Annotated in this window: 21 protein-coding genes, 1 tRNA gene and 1 pseudogene; 10 read left to right on the forward strand and 13 right to left on the reverse strand. The window is 52.5% G+C overall.

The features are described 5' to 3' along the window. Positions 1-351: 351 nt before the first annotated feature. Both FKN99_RS15740 and FKN99_RS15745 read right to left on the reverse strand, forming a co-directional pair. Positions 352-442 (reverse strand) — tRNA-Ser (locus FKN99_RS15740). 58 nt (positions 443-500) lie between these two features. Next, entirely contained in the window at positions 501-2207 is a 1707-nt protein-coding gene (locus FKN99_RS15745) for a potassium/proton antiporter (RefSeq protein ID WP_172118761.1), read from the reverse strand. Positions 2208-2497: 290 nt separating this feature from the next. Here FKN99_RS15745 and FKN99_RS15750 point away from each other — a divergent pair, with 290 nt between their 5' ends. Beyond that, the gene (locus FKN99_RS15750) at positions 2498-3487 is read left to right on the forward strand and encodes an ABC transporter substrate-binding protein (RefSeq protein ID WP_253927066.1); all 990 of its coding nucleotides are present in this window, start codon (positions 2498-2500) and stop codon (positions 3485-3487) included. Between the two features lie 86 nt (positions 3488-3573). Here FKN99_RS15750 and FKN99_RS15755 read toward each other — a convergent pair whose 3' ends face one another. The 3 genes from FKN99_RS15755 to FKN99_RS15765 all read right to left on the reverse strand — a co-directional run bounded on the left by FKN99_RS15755 (position 3574) and on the right by FKN99_RS15765 (position 7181). Continuing rightward, positions 3574-4380: an alpha/beta fold hydrolase gene (locus FKN99_RS15755; protein ID WP_172118763.1), complete on the reverse strand. Its 807-nt coding sequence runs from the start codon at positions 4378-4380 to the stop codon at positions 3574-3576. Positions 4381-4461: 81 nt separating this feature from the next. Continuing rightward, positions 4462-5130 carry a 7-cyano-7-deazaguanine/7-aminomethyl-7-deazaguanine transporter gene (locus FKN99_RS15760; protein WP_172118764.1) on the reverse strand — a complete coding sequence of 223 codons (669 nt, stop codon included), beginning with the start codon at positions 5128-5130 and terminating at the stop codon, positions 4462-4464. Positions 5131-5267: 137 nt separating this feature from the next. Further along, positions 5268-7181: a propionyl-CoA synthetase gene (locus FKN99_RS15765; RefSeq protein WP_172118765.1), complete on the reverse strand. Its 1914-nt coding sequence runs from the start codon at positions 7179-7181 to the stop codon at positions 5268-5270. A gap of 299 nt (positions 7182-7480) precedes the next feature. Between FKN99_RS15765 and FKN99_RS15770 the strand changes: the two genes are divergently transcribed. Further along, entirely contained in the window at positions 7481-7801 is a 321-nt protein-coding gene (locus FKN99_RS15770; protein WP_087111368.1) for an ArsR/SmtB family transcription factor, read from the forward strand. A 21-nt stretch (positions 7802-7822) separates the two neighbouring features. On the opposite strand, the gene sohB is transcribed toward FKN99_RS15770, so the two are convergent. Beyond that, a complete protein-coding gene (gene sohB / locus FKN99_RS15775; RefSeq protein WP_172118766.1) occupies positions 7823-8866 on the reverse strand; it encodes a protease SohB in 1044 nt (347 codons plus the stop codon). A 146-nt stretch (positions 8867-9012) separates the two neighbouring features. On the opposite strand from sohB, the gene FKN99_RS15780 reads away from it, so the two are divergent. Further along, entirely contained in the window at positions 9013-9321 is a 309-nt protein-coding gene (locus FKN99_RS15780; protein ID WP_172118767.1) for an SCP2 sterol-binding domain-containing protein, read from the forward strand. 39 nt (positions 9322-9360) lie between these two features. Here FKN99_RS15780 and nudC read toward each other — a convergent pair whose 3' ends face one another. The 4 genes from nudC to FKN99_RS15800 are packed head-to-tail and all read right to left on the reverse strand — an operon-like array spanning position 9361 to position 12151. Beyond that, on the reverse strand, positions 9361-10143 hold the full coding sequence (gene nudC / locus FKN99_RS15785) for an NAD(+) diphosphatase (protein WP_172118768.1): 783 nt from the start codon (positions 10141-10143) through the stop codon (positions 9361-9363). Continuing rightward, on the reverse strand, positions 10136-10873 hold the full coding sequence (gene dnaQ / locus FKN99_RS15790; protein ID WP_172118769.1) for a DNA polymerase III subunit epsilon: 738 nt from the start codon (positions 10871-10873) through the stop codon (positions 10136-10138). Before dnaQ ends, nudC begins: the two co-directional genes overlap by 8 nt. Then, positions 10873-11352 carry a ribonuclease HI gene (rnhA, locus tag FKN99_RS15795; RefSeq protein WP_406565437.1) on the reverse strand — a complete coding sequence of 160 codons (480 nt, stop codon included), beginning with the start codon at positions 11350-11352 and terminating at the stop codon, positions 10873-10875. The genes dnaQ and rnhA overlap by 1 nt, the downstream gene beginning before the upstream one ends. Positions 11353-11374: 22 nt before the next feature. Beyond that, positions 11375-12151 carry a class I SAM-dependent methyltransferase gene (locus FKN99_RS15800; RefSeq protein WP_172118771.1) on the reverse strand — a complete coding sequence of 259 codons (777 nt, stop codon included), beginning with the start codon at positions 12149-12151 and terminating at the stop codon, positions 11375-11377. 111 nt (positions 12152-12262) lie between these two features. Here FKN99_RS15800 and gloB point away from each other — a divergent pair, with 111 nt between their 5' ends. From gloB to FKN99_RS15830, 6 genes and pseudogenes are all read left to right on the forward strand, one after another. Then, positions 12263-13030, forward strand: coding sequence for a hydroxyacylglutathione hydrolase (gene gloB / locus FKN99_RS15805; RefSeq protein WP_172118772.1), 768 nt, complete (start codon positions 12263-12265; stop codon positions 13028-13030). Between the two features lie 30 nt (positions 13031-13060). Next, a pseudogene (locus FKN99_RS15810) lies at positions 13061-14273 on the forward strand (transglycosylase SLT domain-containing protein). Positions 14274-14306: 33 nt separating this feature from the next. Then, on the forward strand, positions 14307-16232 hold the full coding sequence (locus FKN99_RS15815; protein WP_172118773.1) for an extracellular solute-binding protein: 1926 nt from the start codon (positions 14307-14309) through the stop codon (positions 16230-16232). A gap of 32 nt (positions 16233-16264) precedes the next feature. After that, positions 16265-17338, forward strand: coding sequence for a microcin C ABC transporter permease YejB (locus FKN99_RS15820; RefSeq protein WP_172118774.1), 1074 nt, complete (start codon positions 16265-16267; stop codon positions 17336-17338). A 2-nt stretch (positions 17339-17340) separates the two neighbouring features. Then, positions 17341-18414 (forward strand): ABC transporter permease, encoded by a 1074-nt coding sequence (locus tag FKN99_RS15825; protein ID WP_172118775.1) that lies wholly within the window; start codon positions 17341-17343, stop codon positions 18412-18414. After that, complete coding sequence (locus FKN99_RS15830) at positions 18407-20005, forward strand: ABC transporter ATP-binding protein (protein ID WP_253927067.1); 1599 nt, start codon at positions 18407-18409, stop codon at positions 20003-20005. The genes FKN99_RS15825 and FKN99_RS15830 overlap by 8 nt, the downstream gene beginning before the upstream one ends. A 134-nt stretch (positions 20006-20139) precedes the next feature. Here the strand turns inward: FKN99_RS15830 and FKN99_RS15835 are convergent, their stop codons facing one another. Together FKN99_RS15835 and FKN99_RS15840 are read right to left on the reverse strand one after the other, a co-directional pair. After that, positions 20140-20844, reverse strand: coding sequence for a pseudouridine synthase (locus FKN99_RS15835; protein WP_172118777.1), 705 nt, complete (start codon positions 20842-20844; stop codon positions 20140-20142). Further along, positions 20844-21659, reverse strand: a complete 816-nt coding sequence (locus tag FKN99_RS15840) for an amidohydrolase (protein WP_172118778.1) — start codon at positions 21657-21659, stop codon at positions 20844-20846. Before FKN99_RS15840 ends, FKN99_RS15835 begins: the two co-directional genes overlap by 1 nt. A 71-nt stretch (positions 21660-21730) precedes the next feature. On the opposite strand from FKN99_RS15840, the gene rarD reads away from it, so the two are divergent. Then, positions 21731-22624, forward strand: a complete 894-nt coding sequence (gene rarD, locus FKN99_RS15845; protein WP_172118779.1) for an EamA family transporter RarD — start codon at positions 21731-21733, stop codon at positions 22622-22624. On the opposite strand, the gene FKN99_RS15850 is transcribed toward rarD, so the two are convergent. Next, a complete protein-coding gene (locus FKN99_RS15850) occupies positions 22610-24265 on the reverse strand; it encodes a methyl-accepting chemotaxis protein (protein WP_172118780.1) in 1656 nt (551 codons plus the stop codon). The genes rarD and FKN99_RS15850 overlap by 15 nt on opposite strands. Between the last annotated feature and the right edge of the window lie 44 nt (positions 24266-24309).

A 24309-nucleotide genomic window follows, 5' to 3' on the forward strand; every position in this document is an offset into this window, starting at 1 on the left:
TATTGAATATGAGATGCCTACAGGGTGATGCCTACAGGGTGATGCCTACAGGGTGATGCCTACAGGGTGATGCCTACAGGGTGATGCCTACAGGGTGATGCCTATAGGGTGATGCCTATAGGGTGATGCCTATAGGGTGATGCCTACAGGGTGATGCCTACAGGAAAGCTCTATTTGGCTCTGTAAGCGGTTTTGTGGGTAGATGGTAGGAAATGGGTCAGTCAGGCGAGAAAACCGCTTAGAATAGCGAATTTGAAGGCAATATCCGGTTTAATTTTGGGACAAATTATTGGGACAAATAGAAAAAGAAAAAGCCCCGTAAACTATTGATTTACGGGGCTTTTTCAAATCTGGCGGAGGGACAGGGATTCGAACCCTGGATAGGCTATTAACCTATGCCGGTTTTCAAGACCGGTGCATTCAACCGCTCTGCCATCCCTCCGGCTTATGGGTGCGTATAATAGCAGTATTCCCTTGGAAGTCAATACCTTCTAGCCCAATTAATACAATCGCAGGCCTACACGGGTAATCGTGCCTTTTTCCATTTCGCTGACGACCCAGTGAATACCATGCCAATCCACATCATCACCCACGACAGGATGCCCGCCTACGCGCAGTGCGACGAACTCGGCGAGGGTCATACTATGCTCACCCGGGCTTAGCGTTAAGCCATACGCTTGAGCAACGTCCTGCATAAGTGCGTCGCCCTCTAGCGTGAAAGTACCGAAGAACGCACGCTCATGCTTGAGGCCAGCGTCGCCATTGAATAAGCGGTTTAGCGCAGAAAGATCTTCTGTACGTCCTATCACACAGATGACATCGTCTAATTTCAATCGAGTACTGCCCTTGGGATGCAGCATGGTGTGATTACGAAACAGCGCTGAAATCAACGCACCCGATGGGAAGCGCAGCAGCCGGATGGGCACATCTTCAAGGTCCTGGTTTTCGACCACGTAAACAAACATCTCAAAATCGTTATCTGGCAAAATCCCCAGCGGCCCACGGCGGTTAGGCGTTGTGCCTACCGGAACTTCTACTTTTAATAATCGGGCTACCAACGTGAGCGAGCCGCCTTGTATCAATAGAGACAACAACACAACCGCAAAGGCGACGTTAAAGTAGAGCGACGCATTTTCTACCCCACCAATGACGGGGAAAATGGCCAGCACAATGGGCACTGCTCCCCTTAAGCCTACCCAAGCGATAAAAAAGGTTTCACGCCAGCGAAATTTAAAAAATGGCTTAATGGTAATTAATACCGCCAAAGGGCGCGCAATAAAGATAAGCGCCAGCGCAACAAGGCTTGCGGGCAACGCGACGTCCCACAGCTGGCTGGGTGTTACCAGAAGCCCCAGCACCAGGAAAAGGCCAATCTGGCTTAACCACGCCAGGCCATCGTGTACGGGAAGAATAAAGTTAAGGTGTCGGCCAGGCTGATTGCCGATCATCAGGCCTGCCAGGTAAATCGCCAAAAAGCCACTGCCTCCCAGTACGCTGGTAAGCCCGAAAACGCTAAAGCCCAGCGCCAATGCCAGCATGGCATAAAGGCCAGGCGCTAAATCCAGCCAGCGGAGCAGCTTGGCGCTTAGCCAGCCACCACCAATGCCGACAATCAAGCCAATACCAAATTGAGAAACAAAGAAGGTCAGGGTTTCAAATGCCCCGCCCATATCACCGACCAAAAGCTCTACCAGCATTAAGGTCAGAAAAATCGCCATTGGGTCGTTGGTGCCCGATTCGATCTCAAGCGTTGCCCCTACCCGCTCGTTGAGGTTCACGCCACGACCGCTAAGCATTGAGAAAACGGCGGCAGCATCGGTGGAACCCACAATAGCGCCCACCAATAACCCTTGTACCAGGGTTAAATCAAACACCCACATAGCGATCATGCCCACGACCGCACTGGTGATAAAAACCCCGAAAGTCGCCAGCGAAAGTGCCGGCTTAAAACCTACCCGGAACGTTTTAAGGCGCGTACGTAAACCGCCATCAAGCAGAATCATGGCAAGCGCGAGGTGGCCAATTGTGAACGCCATTGAGTAGTCGTCAAAGGCAACGCCAAGAACGCCTTCCTCCCCTGCCAGCATACCTAGCCCCAGGAATATGAGCAGAAGTGGCACACCAACCATTGACGAGAGTCGGCTCGCCAAAATGCTCAGTGCCATTAGAGAACCACCAATTAAAAAGAAGGTGTAAATTCCGTCCATGTCTCTCCGTCTCTACATCAATGCCACACTATTATTGCATGCTACCGGTAAATTTACTGTGCGAACTCAGCAGACCAACACGTTCAAGGCTAGTCACGCACCGTTTGTCAGGGATAAACTCCGCCATCTCGATATCAGGAGTTATGATTATGTCATGCTGCCTTTCTGGTTATAGGCACTTACGTTTTTTGATGGTGATTTTTTGTTTATTTTTCGCATATTCATTAGCTTATGCAGAACAAGACACGCAGAAGGAGGATCAGACACCGCTTTCTCTTGAAAGTGACATTATGATTCCTGACATGCTGTGGCCATCCGTTGACAGTGATGTTGTTGATGAAGTCCCCACTACGGCACTGGCACCTCCGGCTCCGCTTGAGCCGCCGCCATTGAAAAGCGTGCGTTTAATGCTGGACTGGTATCTTAGTCCTCAGCATGCGGCCTTGGTCATTGCGCAAACGAGAGACCTATTTAGCGCACAGGGGCTGGAAGTGGAGCTTCAAACACCGGCGGACCCTGCGATCGCCATAAAGCTGCTGACAGCGGGAGAAGTGGATTTAGCGTTAACTCGCCAGCCATTGCTTCATCTACTTGCCCACGAAGATGCTCCCATCACGCGCATTGCGACACTGATTGAAACGCCGCTTAACGCCGTCATTGTCACTGGCGACGCTCAACCGGAAAATGCGACGCACCTGGCCGGACTTCATTATGGATACAACACTCGAGAAGGTGCCAACTTGCTGGTTCCCAAGCTCGTGCCGCGCTCCGTACGCCAAACCGATGCATTTTTAGAACCTCAAAGCGTTCATTTTAATGTGGTCAATGCGTTTACTGAAGAGAGCGTAGAGGCCATTGCTGACGGCTTTTATCATTTTCTGCCCGAGCAATTAGCCTCAAACGGCATTGCCACGCATACCGTGCGCTATAGCGAGCTGGGCATTCCGCGCCATGATGGGCTAATTGTAGTGGCCAATAGCAACTCATTAGCCAAAAAAGCCGAGACGTGGTCGCGTTTTTTGGTGGCGTTAGAAGAAGCCAGCAACTGGATGGTGGAAAATCCGGAGTCCGCTTGGGAAACGCTGATTGGTGCTCACCCCATTCTTGATAACGCAACCAATGCCAACGCTTGGCCGGATATTCTGCGCCGGATCGCATTAAGCCCTGCTACCTTGAACGCACGCCGTTATGCAACGTTTGAAACGTATCTTTTACAGCAAGGGCTAATAGACGCTGAACTGCCCACATCAAGTTTGGCCATTGACCCTTACACTCTTTAATCCGGGAGCGCTGATTGTTCAGGAGAAACTCGTAGCGGGGGCTTATCATTAAGACCTGTTAAGTGCAGGCACTGTTTTCAAGCAGCCTAGCGCTCATGGTGTTCCAAAAAGGCCTCAACGGCTTGCTGAAACGCCTCAGGCTGCTCTGCGTGAAGCCAGTGACCTGCGTTTTTAAGCGTTACTACGCGCGCCTGGGGCATCATCTCACGCAAGGCAGGCAGCATATCGTCCGTCACATAGTGCGACTGGGCGCCGCGAAGCACGAGCGTCGGGCCTTCGTAAGGGGCTTCTCCCGCAGGCAAGTCAATAATATCGTCATACCCTCGCTGAATCTCATCCAGGCCTATACGCAGCCCCAACTCGCCTTCTTCGGTACGCGCTAAGTTGGTCGCCAGAAATAGCCGTGTAGATCGCGAATCAACGTGTTCAGCCAGCAGCTCATCGGCTTCACGACGATTTTTTGGCCGGCCTTCTCTAACACGCTTAAGGGCCGCAAAAATATCATCATGGCCATGCTGATAAACGACCGGGGCGATATCGCCTATTGTCAACGTCACTACGCGCTGGGGCGCCATCCTTGCAAGGCTGATAGCAACTTTACCGCCCATGGAGTGGCCAAGCACATGCGCCTGAGTAATAGAGAGACTATCGAGCAGTGCAATGACGTCCTGGGCCATCGTGGCATAACGCATATCATCGCTATGCGGTGAACGACCATGGTTACGTAAATCCACGGCAATGACGCGGCGCGAACGCTGCCAGACTTTCAAATGGGAGCGCCAGTTGTCGGCACTACCCATTAAGCCATGAATCACCACAAGCGGTGTCGCATCGGGAGCTCCTTCACTCTCCATTTCCAGATAGTGAAGGTCCACCGTGGCAGCATCAGTCATGTAAACTCCCTAAGCGTTGATTAATCAGGTGATTGTCAACAAGGCCGTCATTGTTAAGCAACAACGATTAGCCGTACATTATTAAACCGTACGCGGAGATAGGTCGGTATGCCCCGTCCAAACCACCAAGCGGCGCGTCAACCAGGCAAGGAGCAAGCCGTACAAGGGTAAAAAGAACAGCAGGCTGATGGCGAGCTTTATGGCATAGTCCACCGCAGCAATTTCTAGCCAGTTTGCGGCCATAAAGGCGTCAGGGCTGTTATAGAATGCGGTGGAGAAGAACGCGTAAGTGTCAGCAAGATTGCCAAGCACTGTCGAGCATACCGGCGCTACCCACCAGGCCAATTGGCGCAAGCGATCAAATACCTGCACGTCCAGTAACTGCCCTATGACATACGCAAGAAAGCTTGCCAGCGCAATGCGCGCCACAAACACATTCCACTCGCCAAGTGCTTCAAACCCGGCAAAACTGCCTCGCGGGAATACGACCGACACAACATACGACACGACCAGAGCGGGCAACATCACGCGCAAGATGATGGCGCGTGCAGCATTTTTGCCGAAAAGGCGGACCGTTAAGTCAGTGGCCAGAAAGATAAACGGAAAACTAAACGCTCCCCAGGTCGTATGGAACCCAAAGAGCGTAAACGGCAGCTGAACAAGGTAGTTACTGGCAGCAATAATGCCGATATGGAAGGCGACCATTACCACGAGGCAACGGCGGTACTGCGTATCACTTAGTGCAAACATGCAAAATGACCTTTTTTTACAAGCCAAGAGGGGTTAGGGAACCCTCATAAGAAAGCGCATAGCGCTGCTGGCCGCGCATTATACGCGTTCTTAACTGCATTAAAAGTCGCCACCCTGCCTGTCAGCACTTAATTGACTCAATCACGCGGCGTTGCTTTATCGGCATCGCCGATAGCGCGTTCACACATGGCGATACGCACATCTTCCAGGCTTGCAGGGTCATCAATGGTGGAGGGGATCCCAAACGCCTTCCCATCTGCAATCGTGCGCAATAGCTTTCGCAATATTTTTCCAGAGCGGGTTTTCGGCAAACGGTTGACCACCAGCACCTGCTTAAAACATGCGATAGGACCAATATACTCACGGACACGCGCGATCAGCTCATTTTCAAGCGCTATTTCATCGCCGTTAAATCCATCCTTGGGAATCACCAAGCCAAGGGGGATTTGTCCTTTCAGCATATCGTGGATGCCAATCACCGCACATTCAGCCACCGCAGGGTGCGCCCCCACCACCTCCTCCATTTCTCCGGTGGAGAGCCGATGCCCTGCCACATTGATCACGTCATCGGTGCGCCCCATAATGAACAGATAACCCTCTTCATCGAAGTAGCCGCCGTCGCCAGTTAAGTAGTAACCCGGAAACGCCGCCATATAAGCGCTATGAAAACGCTGGGGGTCATGCCAAATGCCCACCAGGCACCCAGGCGGCATCGGTTGCTTGATAACCACACTCCCCTGCTCCATGGGTGCTACGGGTTCGCCGTCGCGGCCTAACACCTGCACATTAAATCCAGGCACCGGCAAGGTCGCCGACCCCGCTTTAATAGGCATGGTTGCCAAGCCTGGTTGGTTAGCAGCAATCGGCCAGCCTGTCTCGGTTTGCCACCAGTGATCAATCACCGGCACATCCAGCAGATCATCCAGCCAATGAAATGTAGGCGGGTCAAGTCGCTCACCCGCTACAAACACGTACTTCAAGTTACTGATATCGTACAGGGAAAACAGCGCGGCATCCGGGTCCGCTTTTTTAATTGCCCGAAAAGCCGTGGGCGCGGTAAAGAAGCTTTTGACGTTGTATTCCTCAATAATGCGCCAGAAGCTACCCGCATCGGGTGTATTGACCGGTTTGCCTTCATAAACAACACTGGTACAGCCTCGCAGTAGCGGGGCGTAAACAATATAGGAGTGGCCTACCACCCACCCCACATCTGAGGCCGTAAAAAATACGTCGCCTGGCTCCAGGGCGTAAATTGCCTCCATCGAGTACTCAAGCGCCACCGCATAACCACCAGTATCACGTACCACACCTTTGGGTTTTCCCGTCGTGCCTGAGGTGTACAAGATATACAGGGGATCGGTCCCTTTTACGGGAACACATTCAGCAAAGGCGGCGCTGGCCACTAAATCCTTCCAGTTATAATCACGATCGCCCAAGGTAGCCGGTGCTATGTCACGCTGATAAATCACACAGGCATTCGGCTGGTGAGTACTTAATGCCAGCGCTTGGTCAATGATTGGCTTATAGGGAATGACCTTATCCACCTCAACACCACAGGAGGCAGCAACCACCACGCTGGGTTCAGCATCCTCGATTCTTGCCGCAAGCTCGTGAGGCGCAAAACCGCCAAAAACGACGGAATGGACGGCCCCAAGCCGCGCACAGGCGTACATCGCGACCAAGGCTTCAGGAATCATGGGCATATAAATCACCACGCGGTCCCCTTTTTTTACGCCAAGTTCGGAAAGCGCACCGGCAAAGTAGGCTACCTGATCACGCAGTTGCCGGTAGGTTAGCGTTGCCTTGGCATCCGTTACAGGTGAATCCCAGTAAATAGCGGGCTGTTCCGCTCGGCCCTGCTCAACATGGTGGTCGAGCGCGGCATAGCAGATGTTGATCTCACCATCGCCAAACCAGCGAGCATGCTGCTGGTCATCATAGGTAAGAATCCGTGTAGGTGGCGTAAACCAGGGCAGGCGTTTGGCCTGCTCAGCCCAGAAGTGTTCGGGCTGACTGCTCGCTTGCAGGTAGGATTCTTGGTAGCGGCTCATAATGACCCTGTCTTTATTGTATTATCGAAGTAGCATTGAATAGCTTCTACTCTATAAAGTAATTGCCGTACTCACCCTCATACTATCGGCTAAAGACGGACAATGGGCCAGGGAAGACGTTAAAGAGCCAGCGTTATCATTGATTAACCGTTAAATGAAGATTTGGACAAAACTCACTAAATTACCGATTATTAAATTAATCATCGTTGCACTGCGGCGATGGCATAACAATTGATAAAAATGCATGTATAAACACTACAAATGACCGCTTCCCGTCCAGTGTAGGCAAGGAGATTATGATGTCTGCGTCCTCAAGCGCCGCTGCATGTCTGCTCGAAAATAACTGCCAAAACCTTGTATCAGCTACGAATTTATTAAAAGCCTTGGCGAATGAAAAACGCCTACAAATACTCTGCTTACTGGCCGAGGAGGAGCTTTCGGTCACGCAAATTAATCAGCAGCTTTCACTGAGCCAATCGGCGCTTTCGCAACATCTGGCTATTTTACGCAGGGATGAGCTGGTCAATACACGACGTGAGTCACAAACCATTTATTACTCCTTGCGTAGCGACAGCGCCAAGGCAATTTTAGACACCCTGGCGCAGCACTATACAACGTAAAAAACGCACTGTTTTTAGGGACTACCGATGCTGCCAGCCGGAGGCCTCCAGCATACTGAGAGCCTTTAGCGCGGCGTTTTCTACACCCGCCGAGACTGCCAAGCCTATTTTGCGGCTGATAGTTTTCGGCGCTTCAAGGCGCACATGGTATACATTGGCGTCGGCCATTCGTTCAACCAGATACGCCTCACTGGTGCCCAGACTATCGACCAACTGATTGGCAACGGCTTCGCTGCCGTACCAAATTTCCCCTGTTGCCAGAGTATCGATATCCATTTCAGGGCGGTGGTTACTCACGTAGTCCTTAAACAGGCGATGAGTATTTTCCAGGTTTTCTACAAATTTTTCACGGCCTTCCTGGGTGTTCTCGCCAATCACCGTTAGCGTGCGCTTGTACTTACCCGCCGTAAGTAGCTCAACGTCAATATCATGACGTTTAAGAAGGCGGTGAATGTTCGGCACCTGAGCGACCACACCAATTGAGCCAATTACCGCAAACGGCGCAGCTTTAATATGCTGAGCCGTACAGGCCATCATATATCCGCCGCTGGCCGCCACCTTATCGATACACACGGTGGTAGTAAGGCCCGCGCTTTGCAGCCTATCCAGTTGTGCGGCAGCCAATCCATAGGCATGCACAAGCCCCCCAGCAGACTCCAAACGTACCACTACTTCGTCATTGGGCTCAGCGACATCAATAATGGCCGATACTTCCTGAGCGAAAAGCTCCGTTTGAGAAGCTTTGATATCACCGTGAAAATCCAGCACCCATACTCTGTTCTTTGATGGAGTAGCCTCTTTGCTTTTCGCTGTTTTTTGACGACCTTTGTCTTCCTGGCGAAACCCCTTAATCAGCTTTTTACGCGCGCCCTGCTCAGTGGCAGCCATGCGAAGACGGCGATTACGCGACTGACGCTGCTCATTGAGTGGCTCAATATGCAACCGAAGATCACTTTCTTGAGTTGCTTTGCTGCGCAAGATCAGCAAGGCGACGCCTCCCAGCAATCCAACAACCATCGTCGCTTGCACCAGAAAGGTGCCCATTCCTGCTATCCATTCACTCACGTATACGCTCCTGCCAAGGTTTAGCACTATCGTTCAATATCCGTTCGCACGGCTTGAACTAAACGATTGTTTAAAATACTCTCATTCACATTCATCGGGTCATTGATGATCCATTTATATATTTTACCGCCTTTGGAGAGATAGTTATGTCAAACAGCACGCTTGATAAGTTGAAAGCACGCTTTAATCCGGATGCGGCTGAGGGTATGGACGAAGTATTTCAATTTCACTTTGAAGATGCGGGTGATCACTACCTTGTTATCAAGGATCGCGCTCTGGATGTTCAGGAAGGCGAACATGATGACCCTTCGGTCAGCTTGAGCATGGGCACAGATACCCTCAAGGGTATTATGACCGGTGATATCAATGGCATGACCGCCTTTATGACTGGCAAGTTAAAAGCAACCGGTAACGTAATGCTAGCCACCAAACTCACCAGCCTGTTTCCCAACTAAACGCTCGCCGTGAACTTTTTAAGCTAGGGTGTTAGTGGCTTACTCACGCCATTTAGCCAAATGCGTTTCAATCAGTTCACGTGAAATGGAGTACGGCGGCGGCAACGAAGGTAGTTGCCGCGGCGAAAACCAGGCCGCATCGCTAATCTCTACCCCATCGATATTAATACGCCGCGTGGTCGCTTCAGCAAAAAAACCAAACATCAGTGAATGGGGGAATGGCCATGCCTGACTTTGGTGGTAGCGCAGCTTATCAACATGTACACCCACTTCCTCGAACACTTCACGATGGACAGCCTCTTCGGCTGACTCACCCGGTTCAATAAAGCCTGCCAGGGTCGAGTAGCGTCCTGGCGGGAAACGTGGGCTTCGTGCTAACAGCATCGCTTCACCACTGGTGACTAGAGTGATAATACACGGTGAAATGCGTGGGTAGTTGCGATGCCCACACGCATTACAGTGCATGGCGAATTCAGCTTCAAGCCTCGTGGCCGCAGCGCCACAACGTCCGCAAAAACGGTGATTTTCAAGCCATGCGCCAACCTGAAGCGCGGTAGAAATCAAGCTAAACCACCCGCTGGGAAGATCCGCCATCCATTGGCGCCCATCAATCCAATCATCACCTGGCTCTTTATCAACCCATAGCGCTACTGGCTCGTCATTCCAGTAACACAACGGCTGCATTTGTTCAGTCCAAGGTTGATAAGGCTGAAGCGGCGTCAGCTCCTGGTCGCCCGATAGAGGGGCTGGCGCCAGTTGGCTGCGCGATAGACGAACAACGCGCCCTTCACGTACATGGTGGGGAATCTCACGCCTAAGCATTGTGATCACGTTCCTCAAACCAATTCAGCTTATGTGCCTGGCATTTTGCCTGATGAGCGGCGTGCTCTTGTGCGCTTGGACGGATGACACGCAACTGACCGGGTGTAAGCGTTAGCCGCTGAACCGATAGGCCTTCATTTGACGAATCGGCCTGCTGCTCTTCTGAAGACGTGGCAGCATCCAGCGTCAATGCCGTTTGCCCTCCCGTCATGGCCAGATAAACGTCGGCCAGAATCTCGGAGTCGAGCAACGCCCCGTGGAGCACACGGTGGCCGTTATCAATGTCATAACGCTTACACAGGGCATCCAGGCTATTACGCTGACCTGGATGCAGCTCCCGGGCCATTGTGAGCGTATCCAGAACGCGGCAGTGCTCACGCACCGGACCTAATGGCGCTCCACTGCGCTGCTTATTTAACCGGCCAAATTCATGATCCATAAAACCCACATCGAAGGGGGCATTATGAATAACCAGCTCTGCGCCTTCGATAAAAGCCCAGAATTCGTCCGCTATTTGAGCAAACACTGGCTCGTTTGCGACCTTTTCATCGTCAATGCCGTGAATTGCCACGACTTCTGCGTCGATATGCCGCTCAGGGTTGATATATTGATGATAGGTACGCCCAGTAAAACGGCGATTCACCATTTCAACGGCGCCAATCTCTACAATGCGATGGCCATCCTTGGGGTCGATACCGGTCGTTTCGGTATCCATGATAATTTGGCGCATCACGCTCTCCTCTGCTGGTGCTCATCAATGGCTTCATTGGCGAGCGCATCAGCGCGCTCATTACCTGGATGCCCGCTATGCCCTTTTACCCAGTGCCACTCTACCTTGTGTCGATGGGTCTCTTCGTGCAGCGCTTTCCACAGCTCGGCGTTCTTGACTGGCTGCTTGGCGGCGGTTTTCCAGCCGCGTTTAACCCAGTTGTGAATCCACTGAGTAATGCCTTGGCGAACATACTGAGAGTCGGTCCATAGCGCGATCTCACACGGCTTATTGAGCGTGCGCAGCGCCATAATGGCAGCCATTAATTCCATCCGGTTATTAGTGGTGTCAGCTTCATAACCTTTTAAGGTCTTTTCATGCTCGCCGCTAGACAGCACCACCCCCCAACCGCCAGGGCCAGGATTTCCCCGACATGCACCATCGGTATATACCGTGACCTGCGGTAGCTGCTCGGCCGCTTGATTACTCAATCTTTCCATCCTTTATTAACAGGTATTGGCGCTACGTATCCTGATGAGACTGGTTATGCGCCGGTTTACCTCTGCGTGTAGCACCGAGCGATGAAGAGGAAACAGGGCGTTGTAGCGCAAACTTAATGCGTTTGACGTAAGCCGACTGCTGGCGGCGATGTGCCTGGATCATGTAACTTTCCCCCCAAGGCAAATTATGCCGACGCCCCAGCGCCTCTCGCCCTTCGGGGCAAGACGCATTCAGCAAGCCTCTAAAACAGCAATAGTCTACGCGTTCGACCTCAAAATCGACAAATGCTAGCCAGTCACGCAGTCGCCCAAGCTTGTGCCACTGCCCGTTCCAAGGGAATTCGGGCCGGCGTTTACGCCACTGATGTGCCAGGCCTTTAACGCTCAGAGGATTAAAACCAAAGAGCACCAGCATTCCGTTGTCCGCCGTCACTCGTGCCGCTTCTTGTAGGGTGTGGTGAGGGTTTTCCAATTGCTCTAGCCAGTGGTGGATGATGACCACATCCATACAACGATCAGGCAACGCCAAACGGTCAGGTGGGCAAACCAGCGTTGATGGGCTGGTGGCGAACTCAAGCGTTGGAACCCAGCGGACCGCGTGCGGTATCGACGACATGGTCATCAAAGAAGGCCCCATGCTTATCTCCAGGCTATGCCTGCCCGCCCGGCTTTCAACCACGGGCCCTAGGCAAGCACGTTGCACGTCCCAAAGTGATCGACCAGTATCCGTTTTCCAGTAGGCTTGGCTATTTACCAAGCGGCTGGTCATCGCCTTATCGGCCGTTGTCGAATTTGACATGGACAGCGCTTCCCTCCAAAGTAACGGCTTTTTAACGCTTTCTATGTGTCTTTTCAACGTACTTATCAGCGTAATGACAGCAGGTTTGCAACCCTTAAAAGGATCTCGCCCATGATGAGCGTGACACCGATTCCCGCCCTTAGCGACAACTATATTTGGCTATTGAGACAAGATACCAGTCAAAGCGTTTGCGTGGTGGACCCCGGTGAGGCCGATCCTGTCATCAAGCTGTTAGAGCGTGAATCGCTGACGCTGGACACCATTCTGATTACGCATCATCACCATGATCATACGGGAGGCTTGGCAACGCTCATCAAGCGCTACTCTCCCCATGTCATTGGTCCAGCGAATCCGGATATTCAGGGCATTAATCAGCGTGTCGGTGACGGCGACACCGTGCGTGTGATGGGACGCCAATTTGATGTCATGGCAACCCCTGGGCACACGCTTGATCACATTAGCTTTTATACGCCGGGTATTCCGGCACTACTGTTTTGTGGAGATACGTTGTTTTGTGCAGGCTGTGGCCGTTTATTTGAAGGCACACCCGAACAAATGCACACGTCATTGAACAAACTCGCGGAACTACCTGCCGATACACTGGTCTTTGCTGCTCATGAATACACACAGGCGAATCTTGTATTTGCCCACGCAGCTGACCCAGAGAATGACGATGTGACTTATGCCTTAAGTGAGTGTGAAAAGGCTCGGGCATTAAATCGCCCCACCTTACCCAGCACAATAGGACGCGAGCTGAAAATTAATCCCTACCTGCGCGTCAGTACCCAAAGCGTACGCCAAGCGGCAGGAGAACAGGGAGCTAATGACAACGACCTCGCGACGTTCGCCACTCTACGTGAGTGGAAGAACCGATTTTAAGAACGCTCCAGAAACCAAATGAATTAAACTATGACCTATCGAACGATGCGACAGCGCTTGGTATTAAGCGCTGGCAGTACGGTAATTATGGGCTTGTTATTGGCCGCTGCCGCTAACTCACAAGCCTCAGCACTCTCATATAGCCCTTCTAATAGCGCTACTTCCTACACAGAGCACACGTCTTCAGCGCAGGCGGCTCCAACCTCTTTTCACACCAGTTTTTGGGAAGACCTAGAGCTTCAGCATCAGGATGCCTGGACAGCGCTGCGTCAAACGTTTCAGTGGCAGGAGCTAACACTGCCCCCCCAGCGCTCAGGCCCGCGTTGATGAGTGGATCGAATATTATCGCGCCAGTCCCGAAAACATAGCCACAATTACTGAGCGCGCCACGCCTTGGCTTGCCTGGATCACTCAACAAGTGAGTGATCGCGGCCTACCCGGCGAAATCGCCTTGATTCCGTTTGTCGAAAGCTCCTTCGACCCCAGTGCGCGTAGCCATCGTGGGGCAGCGGGGCTCTGGCAGTTCATGCCCAACACAGGTGATGCGTTGGGTCTGGTTCGTAACGGCAATTATGACGGGCGCCTGGACGTACTCACTTCCACCGCAGCGGCGCTTGATTACCTCGAGATGCAAGCGGATCAGTGGTACGAGGGCGGCATCATGCTTTCTTTGGCGGCTTACAACGCCGGAGCGGGCACCGTTAATCGCGCTCTACGCAAGGCACAAAATCAGGGGCTGGCGGGTGACTATTGGGATCTATCGTTACCGCATGAAACCATGCAGTACATTCCCAAACTAAAGGCGATCGCGACCATCATTAATGATCCGGAACGCTTTGATATTAACCTGCCAGACATTCATATGGACCCGGCCTTTGCCAAAGTAAAGCTTGAGCAACCCTTAAGTATCGCTCAAGCCTCACAGCTTTTAGATGTAAGCCAATCAGCGCTAGCCGAGCTAAACCCAGGGTTGCTTAATGGCAGCATCGACCCCCGCAATGTACAAACGCTTTTAGTACCTGAGGAAGCGGATACACAGGTATTAGCTCAGCTTTCGCAAACCACATCTAGTGAGCTTGCCTCGACACAAGCGCCCAACGTTCATCGTGTTGAACGTGGAGACAACCTATCCGCCATTGCCAGCCGCTACCAGGTTAATCAAAATGACTTGATACGCTGGAATGCGCTTGATCGACCTAATGCTTTACAACCAGGCCAACTCCTGACACTTTCAGGGCAATGAGTTGACAAGATCTGCTCACATGGGACGTAACCAATGCCACGTGGTGTGTGTGTAAAGACGCTGCTAATCGTTAGCTGCTTCATCATGAGTATGTCAGCCTTTGCAGAACCGACAGAGGCTGAACCTCAACCGCAGATCATGGCTGGCAATAGCCTAACGCCTGCAGATAGCGTCGCAAGCAACAATACATCGATTCAAACGGTGCATGGGCTATCACTTTACGATAGCCCTGAGTTACCTGCCGACTTTGCCTATTTCCCTCATGTTAATCCACTGGCTCCCAAGGGCGGCACCATCACCCACACCGCCGTAGGCAGCAGCTTTGATTCCACCAACCCCTTTATCATTCGTGGCACGCCGGCCACCGGCGTAGGCCAGATATACGATACGTTAATGACCAGCAATCCAAGCGAACCCTTCAGCGTGTATGGATTACTGGCGGAAGGCGTCCGTCTGGACCCTGACCGGGAGTGGATCGAGTTTGACCTCCGCCCCGAAGCACGTTTTCAAGATGGCGAGCCGGTAACCGCGTACGATGTGGTGTTCTCCTTTAACCTGCTGCGTGAAGAGGGTAATCCTTTTTACGCCAGTTACTATGCCGATGTTGATAACGCCATTGCGCTAAATGAACACCAGGTTCGCTTCGAATTTAGCAGTACTGAGTCTCGTGAATTACCATTAATCGTCACGCAGTTACCGATCCTCCCCCGCCACTACTGGGAACCCCGTGACTTTGCCGCCCCGACACTGACAGCACACCCAGGCTCCGGCCCTTATCGCATCAGTGACGTCGACCCAGGCCGGCGCATCGTATATCAGCGGGACGACGACTACTGGGGTAAAGACCTGCCTGTTAATGTCGGCCGCTACAATATTGATCGCGTGGTTTACGACTATTACCGAGACAGGGATATTGCCTGGGAGGCATTCAAGGCGGGCTTAACCGACTTCAGGACCGATGCCCGTGCGGCGACCTGGGCCATTGGCTACGATTTCCCGGCGTATCGCGAAGGGTTGGTGAAACGCATCACGGTGCCTAATGTAAATCCTTCGCTCATGCAGGCGTTCGTATTCAATCTTCGTAAGGAGAAGTTCCAAGACCCGCGCGTACGCGAAGCGCTCAGCCTGGCGTTCGACTTTCCCTGGCTGAATACCAATATTTTTTATAACGCCTACCAGCGTACCGAAAGTTATTTCCAGAACTCAGAGATGCAAGCTGATGGCCTGCCGTCAGAGGAAGAACTCGCCCTGCTTGAGCCTTACCGAGAGGAGCTTTTAGCCTCTCATCGCTCTGAACGAATATTTACCGATGCACTCCCTATCGACCAGCCGACGGATCTGCGCGAACGCTTACGCCGGGCGCTCGAATTGCTGAACGAAGCGGGCTACCAGGTGGAAGACGGCGTACTGGTTCATACTGAAACAGGCAAGCCCTTACAGTTAGAAGTGCTGCTTTACGATGCGAGTCTTGAGCGTGTGGTACAGCCTATGCTGCGCAATATGGCGCGTCTCGGTGTACAGACCACCATGCGGATCGTAGACATTAACCAATATCTTAATCGCCAGCGTAGTTACGATTACGATATTGTGATCAGCCATTTCCCCCAATCCAATAACCCAGGTAACGAACAGCGCGACTTCTGGAGCAGTGAGGCCGCCAAAGCGCCGCAAAGCCGTAACCGAATGGCGCTCGCTCACCCGGCAGTGGATGCATTAATCGAGGACATTATTAGCGCAGAGAGCCGGGAGAAACTGGATACGGCGACGCGCGCGCTCGACCGGGTGCTGCGCTGGGGTTTTTACACTATTCCCCACTATCACTCCGGCGAAACGCGTATTGCAGTATGGGACAAGTTCGGCTATCAAGAGCCTTTCCCGAAATACGCGATGGATTTAGATGCCTGGTGGGTCGATACCGACCGTGAAGCAGAATTACAGCGCCGTCACCGGCGTCGCTGAAGGGCTAAATAATAACGATTGGAGTGCACTCTGTGGCACGTTACACCCTACGCCGACTGCTACTGATGATACCGACGCTACTCGGCATCATGCTGCTTAACTTCATGATCGTTCAAGCCGCGCCCGGCGGCCCCATTGATCAGATGCTAGCGCGTTTTGAAGGCGCCAACGCCATGGCCAGCACACGTTTAGACATGGGCGGCGCAGATGTTCAAGTAAGCGATGATTCGCGGGGCGCACGGGGTATTGACCCCCGCTTTATCGAACAGCTGGAACAGCAGTTTGGGTTCGACAAACCAGCCCATGAACGGTTTATCGGCATGATGACCGATTATCTTACGCTCGACTTCGGGACCAGTTTTTTCCGCGACCGCCCGGTGGTCGAGCTGATAATTGAGCGCCTGCCGGTATCCATTTCTCTGGGCTTGTGGACCACCCTGCTGGTCTATGTGATTTCCATTCCACTGGGTATTCGTAAAGCCTTGCGCCACGGCTCACGTTTTGATGTGTGGACCTCAGGGCTGGTGGTTGTCGGCTATGCGATACCGGGCTTTCTATTCGCCATCCTGTTGATTGTGCTGTTTGCGGGCGGCACCTATTGGGACTGGTTTCCCCTCAGAGGGCTAACCTCTCCAGATTTTGCGGACCTTTCGCTAGGCGGCAAAATAAAAGACTACTTCTGGCATATCACGTTGCCCGTCACGGCGGCCGCTATCGGCAGCTTTGCCACGCTTACCATGCTGACCAAGAACAGCTTTTTAGACGAAATTCATAAACAGTACGTGCTCACCGCTCGCGCCAAAGGGGCTAACGAACAGCGCATTTTGTACGGTCATGTTTTTCGTAACGCTATGCTCATCATTATTGCGGGGTTGCCGGCCGCGATGATTGGAATTTTCTTTACCGGCGCCCTGCTGATTGAGGTGATTTTCTCGCTTGATGGACTGGGCCTTCTAGGGTTTGAAGCCGTTATGCAGCGGGATTATCCGGTCATCTTCGGCACCCTGTTTTTGTACACGGTCATCGGGCTTGTGCTAAAGCTGATATCCGATTTGACCTACGTGTGGGTGGATCCACGCATCGACTTTGCAACGAGGGAGTCGTGAAAATGAGCGGTTTTACATCACGGCTATCCCCCATTACGCAGCGCCGTTTAGCCGCCTTTAAAGCAAATCGTCGCGCGCGGATATCACTTTGGTTGTTTGGCGTGCTGTTCATTATCAGCCTGTTTGCCGAGCTGATTGCCAATGACAAGCCGCTTATCCTGAACTACGACGGGCAGTGGTATACACCTTTACTGGTGGATTATCCGGAAACAGATTTCGGGGGCTTTCTTCCCACCCGTACTGACTATTTGGACCCGTTTATTCAACAGCAAATTAGCGACAACGGCTGGGCCATATGGCCGCTTATTCCGTTCTCCTATCAAACGCTGGACATGCAGATGCAACAACCCTCACCAGCCCCCCCGGATAGCCGCCACTGGCTGGGCACGGATGACCAAGGGCGCGATGTGCTGGCCCGCGTTATCTACGGTTTTCGGCTCTCTGTCTTTTTTGCGTTAGTGCTTACGACAGGGTCGCTGGCGTTAGGCGTTCTAGCGGGCGGTGTGCAGGGGTATTTTGGCGGCAAGGTGGACCTTATAGGCCAACGGGTCACTGAAATATGGTCGGGGCTACCGGTACTGTTTTTGCTGATTATTTTAGCAAGCTTCGTGCAACCCGGTTTTTGGTGGCTGCTGGGCATTATGCTGCTGTTTTCATGGCTAGGCCTGGTCGATATTGTGCGGGCCGAGTTTTTACGAGCACGCAATTTGGAATACGTACGCGCAGCAAAAGCCATGGGATTGCCGTCTCGGCTGATTATGTGGCGCCATGTCCTGCCGAATGCCATGGTGGCTACCCTAACGTTTATCCCCTTTCTGTTTACCGGGGCGATTGGTACGCTAACAGCGCTCGACTTTTTGGGCTTTGGCTTACCACCGGGCTCTCCATCGTTAGGTGAGCTTGCCGCCCAGGGTAAAAATAATCTGCACGCGCCATGGCTGGGTATTACCGCCTTCATGACGCTTGCCGTGATGCTCTCCTTGCTTGTCTTTATTGGTGAAGGGCTGCGCGATGCCTTCGACCCACGCCACATTAATCAGCGCCAAACGCCTGCGCAGGACACCCAACATGCCTAAACCACTACTTCGGCTAACGGATTTCACGATTGCCTTTGATGATAATGTAGTGGTAGATGCGCTTTCATTAACGGTCAATGCAGGCGAAACGCTGGCGATTGTGGGTGAATCCGGCTCGGGCAAGTCCGTTTCAGCACTAGGGGCAATTAACCTTTTACCCCGCAATGCCAGGATAAGCGGCGAGCGCTGGCTAGAGGAGACTGACCTCAATCAACTTGGTAAGCGCGATTGGAACAGCGTGCGTGGCAACCGCGTAGGGTTTGTATTTCAAGAACCCATGACATCACTCAACCCTTTGCACCGTATCAGTAAGCAAATTGGTGAAACTCTACGCCTGCACCAAGGGTTAAGTGGGCAAGCGGCGCGAGCGCGAGCGCGGGCCAGAGAACTGCTTGAACAAGTGAAACTGCCCCGCGTTGATGAGCTGTTGGATGCCTGGCCTCATCAACTCTCCGGTGGTCAGCGTCAGCGCGTCATGATTGCCATGGCCATTGCCAATAACCCATCACTGCTAATCGCCGATGAGCCGACGACAGCGCTGGATGTCACCGTCCAGCAAGACATACTCGGCCTTTTAAAAGAGCTTCGCGATCAGCATGGCATGGGCATGTTGTTTATCAGCCACGACTTGAATCTTGTAAGCCGCTATGCCGAGCGGGTTTGTGTGATGTATCGCGGTAAGATTCAGGAAATGGGGCCAGTTGAAGAGGTTTTTCAAAACCCACAAAGTGATTACACCAAAGCACTGTTAGCAGCGGAGCCTGAAGGCCGCCCGGCAGCGCCTGCCAATACGGCGCCCTTATTAACCGCTCGCCAGCTAAGCGTTAGTTTTAAGCGACCCAAAACAGGGCTATTCAAACGCCAGCCTCCCCCCTTTGAAGCGCTTAAAGCAACCGACTTGAGTATTTCGCCCGGTGAAACGCTGGGCATTGTCGGCGAATCAGGCTCAGGGAAAACGACGCTGGCATCCGCGATTATGCGCCTGGTGCAAAGTCAGGGAGACGTTATCTTGGGTGATGCTACCTTGAGCCAGCTTACGGGTAATGCGCTACGGCACCAGCGTCATCGATTACAAATGGTATTTCAGGACCCATACGGTGCGCTTTCACCGCGTATGCCGGTGTTTGATATCGTGAGTGAGGGGCTACGTTTTCACTATCCTGCGCTTTCACTCGATGAAGTTACCCGGCGTGTGCAACAAACGCTGCTTGAGGTGGGGTTACCGGAAGGCTGTGCGGCACGCTATCCCCATGAGTTCTCCGGCGGGCAGCGCCAGCGAATAGCCGTGGCCCGAGCCATTATTTTAGAGCCTGAACTTCTAGTGTTGGACGAGCCTACCTCAGCGCTGGACCGTACCGTGCAAAAGCAGCTTGTGACGCTACTTCGTCAGTTACAGGAACGTCGTCAGCTTAGCTATCTATTTATCAGCCACGACTTAGCCGTAGTACGTGCCATGGCGCACCGTATTATGGTGCTAAAGGATGGTGAAGTGGTCGAACAGGGCCCCTGCCTTGACGTACTGTCCTCGCCTCAGCATGCATATACTCAATCGCTGATTGCCGCCGCCCATTTGCCACGTTTTTTTGCCTAAGGTTTCTTTGAAAAATGTAAGCACATAACTCTGATAGTAGGCATTGCTTAAAGAAACAAGATAACGGTATAAATTGAGTATTGAATACGCACTTGACCTACTGCCGTTTGGCCAAGTGCGCTTAGCGGCTGAATTTAGAAGCTGTCGATTTCTTCCTGCGTTAACTCGCGCCACTCCCCGGGGCGCAAATCATCCGTTAATACAACATCACCGATAGATTGACGGTGCAGCGCATTAACATGGTTGCCCAGCGCGGCAAACATACGCTTAACCTGGTGATAGCGCCCTTCGGTCAGGGTAAGCTCCGCTTGTAGAGGCGTTATAAACCGGAGTAACGCAGGCTGCGTTGGTGTCTCTTCATCATCCAGCAGAATGCCCTGGGCTACCTGATTGATTGCCCACTCCGCATCGTTGCCTTCCATAGGCTCAGCCAAGTCGGCGATATAGACCTTGGCGCAACGATGACGCGGTGAGGTAACACGATGAGACCACTGGCCATCATCAGTCATCAGTAAAAGGCCAGTGGTATCAACATCCAGCCGCCCTACTGGTTGAAGACGCTCTACTTTGGGCAAATCAATCAAATCAATTACCCGTGGATACAGCCCGCGCCTGGCAGTGCACTCAACATCCGTTGGCTTGTGCATGATTACATAGCGAAGCCCGACCAGCGAAAGCGTTTCGCCGTTGAATTTCACCTCATCCTGCTCGGTATCAATCTGGGTGGCCGACTGCTTAATAGGCTCACCATTAAGCGTTACTTCGCCATTTTTAAGCGCTCGTTTTGCCAAACTACGCGTTAGCGGTGTGGTTTCACTTAAAAATCGATCAAGGCGCATTATTGGCCCACTCCTGGCAGTAACGAAAAATGGTCGGCATCTTGCCAGGCAGGAAATTTTTCACGAAAAGCATTTAACTCCGTTTTATCAAGCGTCCCCGTTTCAATAAACGGCGTATTTTCAGAGTGGTCGATGAGCGGTTCGCCCTTGAAATCGACCAGCATGGAGTCGCCGCTGTAAGCAAGGCCCTTGGCATCTTCACCAACGCGGTTAACCCCCACGACATACGCAAGGTTTTCCACCGCCCGAGCCTGGAGCAGCGTTCGCCAAGGCTGCCGACGCGGTGCTGGCCAGTTGGCAACACACAGTAGCGCATCATACTCGAAGTGCTCTTGCGCTGCTGGCTGTTGACGCAACCAAACAGGAAAACGCAGGTCGTAGCAAACGCTTAACAGTAGCTTAAACCCCTTGAGCTCGACTATTTCACGCTGGCTGCCCATACCATAGCGTTCATGCTCGCCCGCCATACGAAACAAGTGGCGTTTATCGTAATGGCGGATATCACCCTCGGGCGTGGCCCATATCATACGGTTGTAATACTGGCCGTCATCAACGATGGCCACACTCCCGGTTATGACACAGTTACGCGCTTTAGCTTGCGCTTGCAGCCAGGCGACGCTTTGACTTTGCGCCATGGGCTGGGCCATTTCGCGCGAGTTCATGGTAAAACCCGTTGCAAACATCTCGGGTAATACGATGAGATCGGTGTCACGGCTGTCCAGATCGCCCAGCAAACGGACTAAATGATCATGGTTGGCCTGTGGGTCTTCCCAGCGCAAATCGCACTGTACCAGGCTCGTTCTTAGCTGACTCATGTCACGTCTCCTTTGCCAGTATGTTTTCGCAATTATGTGGTAGATTAGCATTTTTAAATAATGAGGCTGCTATGCATTCCCCTCCAGCGCGTGATCCACAGGCCATCAAAGGCGTCACATTTGGGTTAGCAGCCTATATAATGTGGGGGTGTTTCCCGCTTTTTTTCGCGCTGTTTGACGGTATTCCAGCGTTTGAAATTCTTATCCACCGCATAGTGTGGTCGTGTGTTTTTCTTGTTGTACTCATCACGATGTTAAGCCGTTGGTCCCCCGTGATAACGGCGTTGAGCCAGCCTCGCCGTTTAGGCCGTGTACTGATTTGCGCTGTGTTAATCGGCTTCAATTGGGGGCTTTATATTTACGCGGTGGAAAGCAATCAGGTATTGCAAGCAAGCCTTGGCTATTTTTTAACACCACTCGTTAACGTGGCACTGGGCGTGCTGGTGCTGCGTGAAGTGATGGCACGTCTTCAGTTAGTGGCGTTAGGCCTTGCAGGCTTGGCCATTGCCATCCAATTTGCACTGCTGGGTGAATTGCCCTGGATCAGCCTGATGCTAGCACTCAGCTTTGGTAGCTACGGGCTTTTTCGAAAGCAGGTGCCGCTAGACGGTTTATCGGGACTGTTTGTAGAAACCCTCCTGCTGTTCCCGCTGGCTCTGCTCGCCCTGACATGGCTTAGCTGGCAGGGTAATTCACACTTCATGATTGATGTACCAACGAGTGTTTTACTGGCGGTAAGCGGCGTAATAACCGCTTTACCGCTGATGGCTTTCGCGGGTGCGGCTCGACGCTTACGGCTCTCGACGTTGGGCTTTTTGATGTACATCAACCCTACAATTCAGTTTTTGATCGCCTTAACCATTTTTGGTGAACCGCTGGGTACCATACAGCTCGCCACTTTTATTATGATCTGGTTTGGGCTTGCGCTCTATTCCTGGTCATCCTGGCAATCACGCCCGCACTAGACCGCTATCCGCTAACGCTTCTTGCCCTGAATGCGATAATGTCAGGGCAGAGCTCGCCTCTTCTACCCCCTCTGGCTGATAGCCTACCCGGAAACCACCCCAGTGTTTGCCATGGATAAAAATCGGTACCGATAGGTCATGCATGATCTCGCCCGTATCGCGTTTATAGGTTTGAAGCAATAATGGGTGTTGATGAGCACCACACCGACTTCCCGTCGCGTCATCAAAAATACGCTTGCTGCGGCAGTACTTTAAATCATGCTCCATATCGCCCGTGGGCTGTCGGCTAACCGCCTCATTGTGAGTAGGCACATAGCCATCACGATTACAGGCAATCGCATAGCTCAAGCTATATTCCGTCAGCAGAGGCTCTTGCACGCTTGGTAAATATTGATCGGTAAAGTTGTCGAACCCTGTGCGATAGAGCGTTGGCCGAGTGTCCGGAAGTGCCTGATAATCTGGCTGAAAAAGGGCTGATTCTACGAGTTCTCCGCGGGAAATGGCCTTTTCCAATAGCTTGCCAATGCGGTCAGCCGTTTGGCGAGCCGCTTTAAACACCTGTTGATGCCGTCCCTGAAGGCGCTGCTGAGCCAGCTCACCATCCACCCCTTCAGCCGCTTCCATTAACGAACGCGCCTGCGCAGCCAAATCATGCATATTGTGATTACCTTCATCTACGTCTCTCTCTAATTGACGTAGACTCTCGGCAACGGTCTGACTATGGGTTTTGGTGCTCTCCATGGCGGTGGCGACGCTTGTGGTCTCATGCTGAACCTGATCAAACTCTTGGGTAATGGTGGCCAGACGCTTGCCTACCTGTTGCAGCCCTTCGGAGCGCTCTCGAATACGCACCATTATCGCGCCCATCGTAGAGACAACTCCCTGGCCGCTTTGATGCATATCCTTAACCAGCGTTTCTACGTTCTGCGTCGCGGTTGAGGTCTTAAGCGCCAAGCTCCGTACCTCTTCGGCCACCACGGCAAACCCACTGCCATGCTCACCCGCCCGGGCCGCTTCAATCGACGCATTAAGTGATAACAAATGGGTTTGCTCGGCAATGCCTTCAATCATTTCGGTGACATTGCGCACCCTCTCTATTTTGTCATTAAGCGCAGTCAACATTTCTAACGCCTGATCTGAGCGCTCGGCCACATGGCTCATATCGCTGACAATATCCGTCAGCTCGTCATGATTCTGATGGCTGGCATCGCGCGCCTTTTCTGCCAATGTGGCCACGTGAGTCGCGCTCGTACTTACTTGCAAAATAGCGGTATTGATTTCGTTCATGCTTGAGGATGCTTCATGCGCCATCGCCTCCTGCCTGATAAGACGTTGGTCCATAAGATCGGCATAGTGAGAGACCTCTGCCGAAGCAATGGCCGTTTTGCTTGCCCGTTTCATTAAGCGATACGCCATCGCACGAAGCGACGCGTAATCCTTGAGCGGTTTTGGCCCACGAACAGGCTGGGCAAGACGCTGCTGGTCGGCCATAAAAACACTGAGCAGCGCATTAGCAACCAGCCCCGCCCCCGCTAACGCGGCGCAAATAAGTGCCAGGTATTTAAAGGTACCCGCTTGGGCAACCAACCAAACCGATAATCCGAGCAATATCAATGGTGTCAGCACACGAAGTAGACGCATAGTGGGACTCTTTTGTAATTAAGGTTATCGAGCTGCGTTTGTCG

Source organism: Halomonas hibernica (genome assembly GCF_013183775.1).
GTDB classification, from domain to species: Bacteria; Pseudomonadota; Gammaproteobacteria; order Pseudomonadales; family Halomonadaceae; genus Vreelandella; species Vreelandella citrativorans.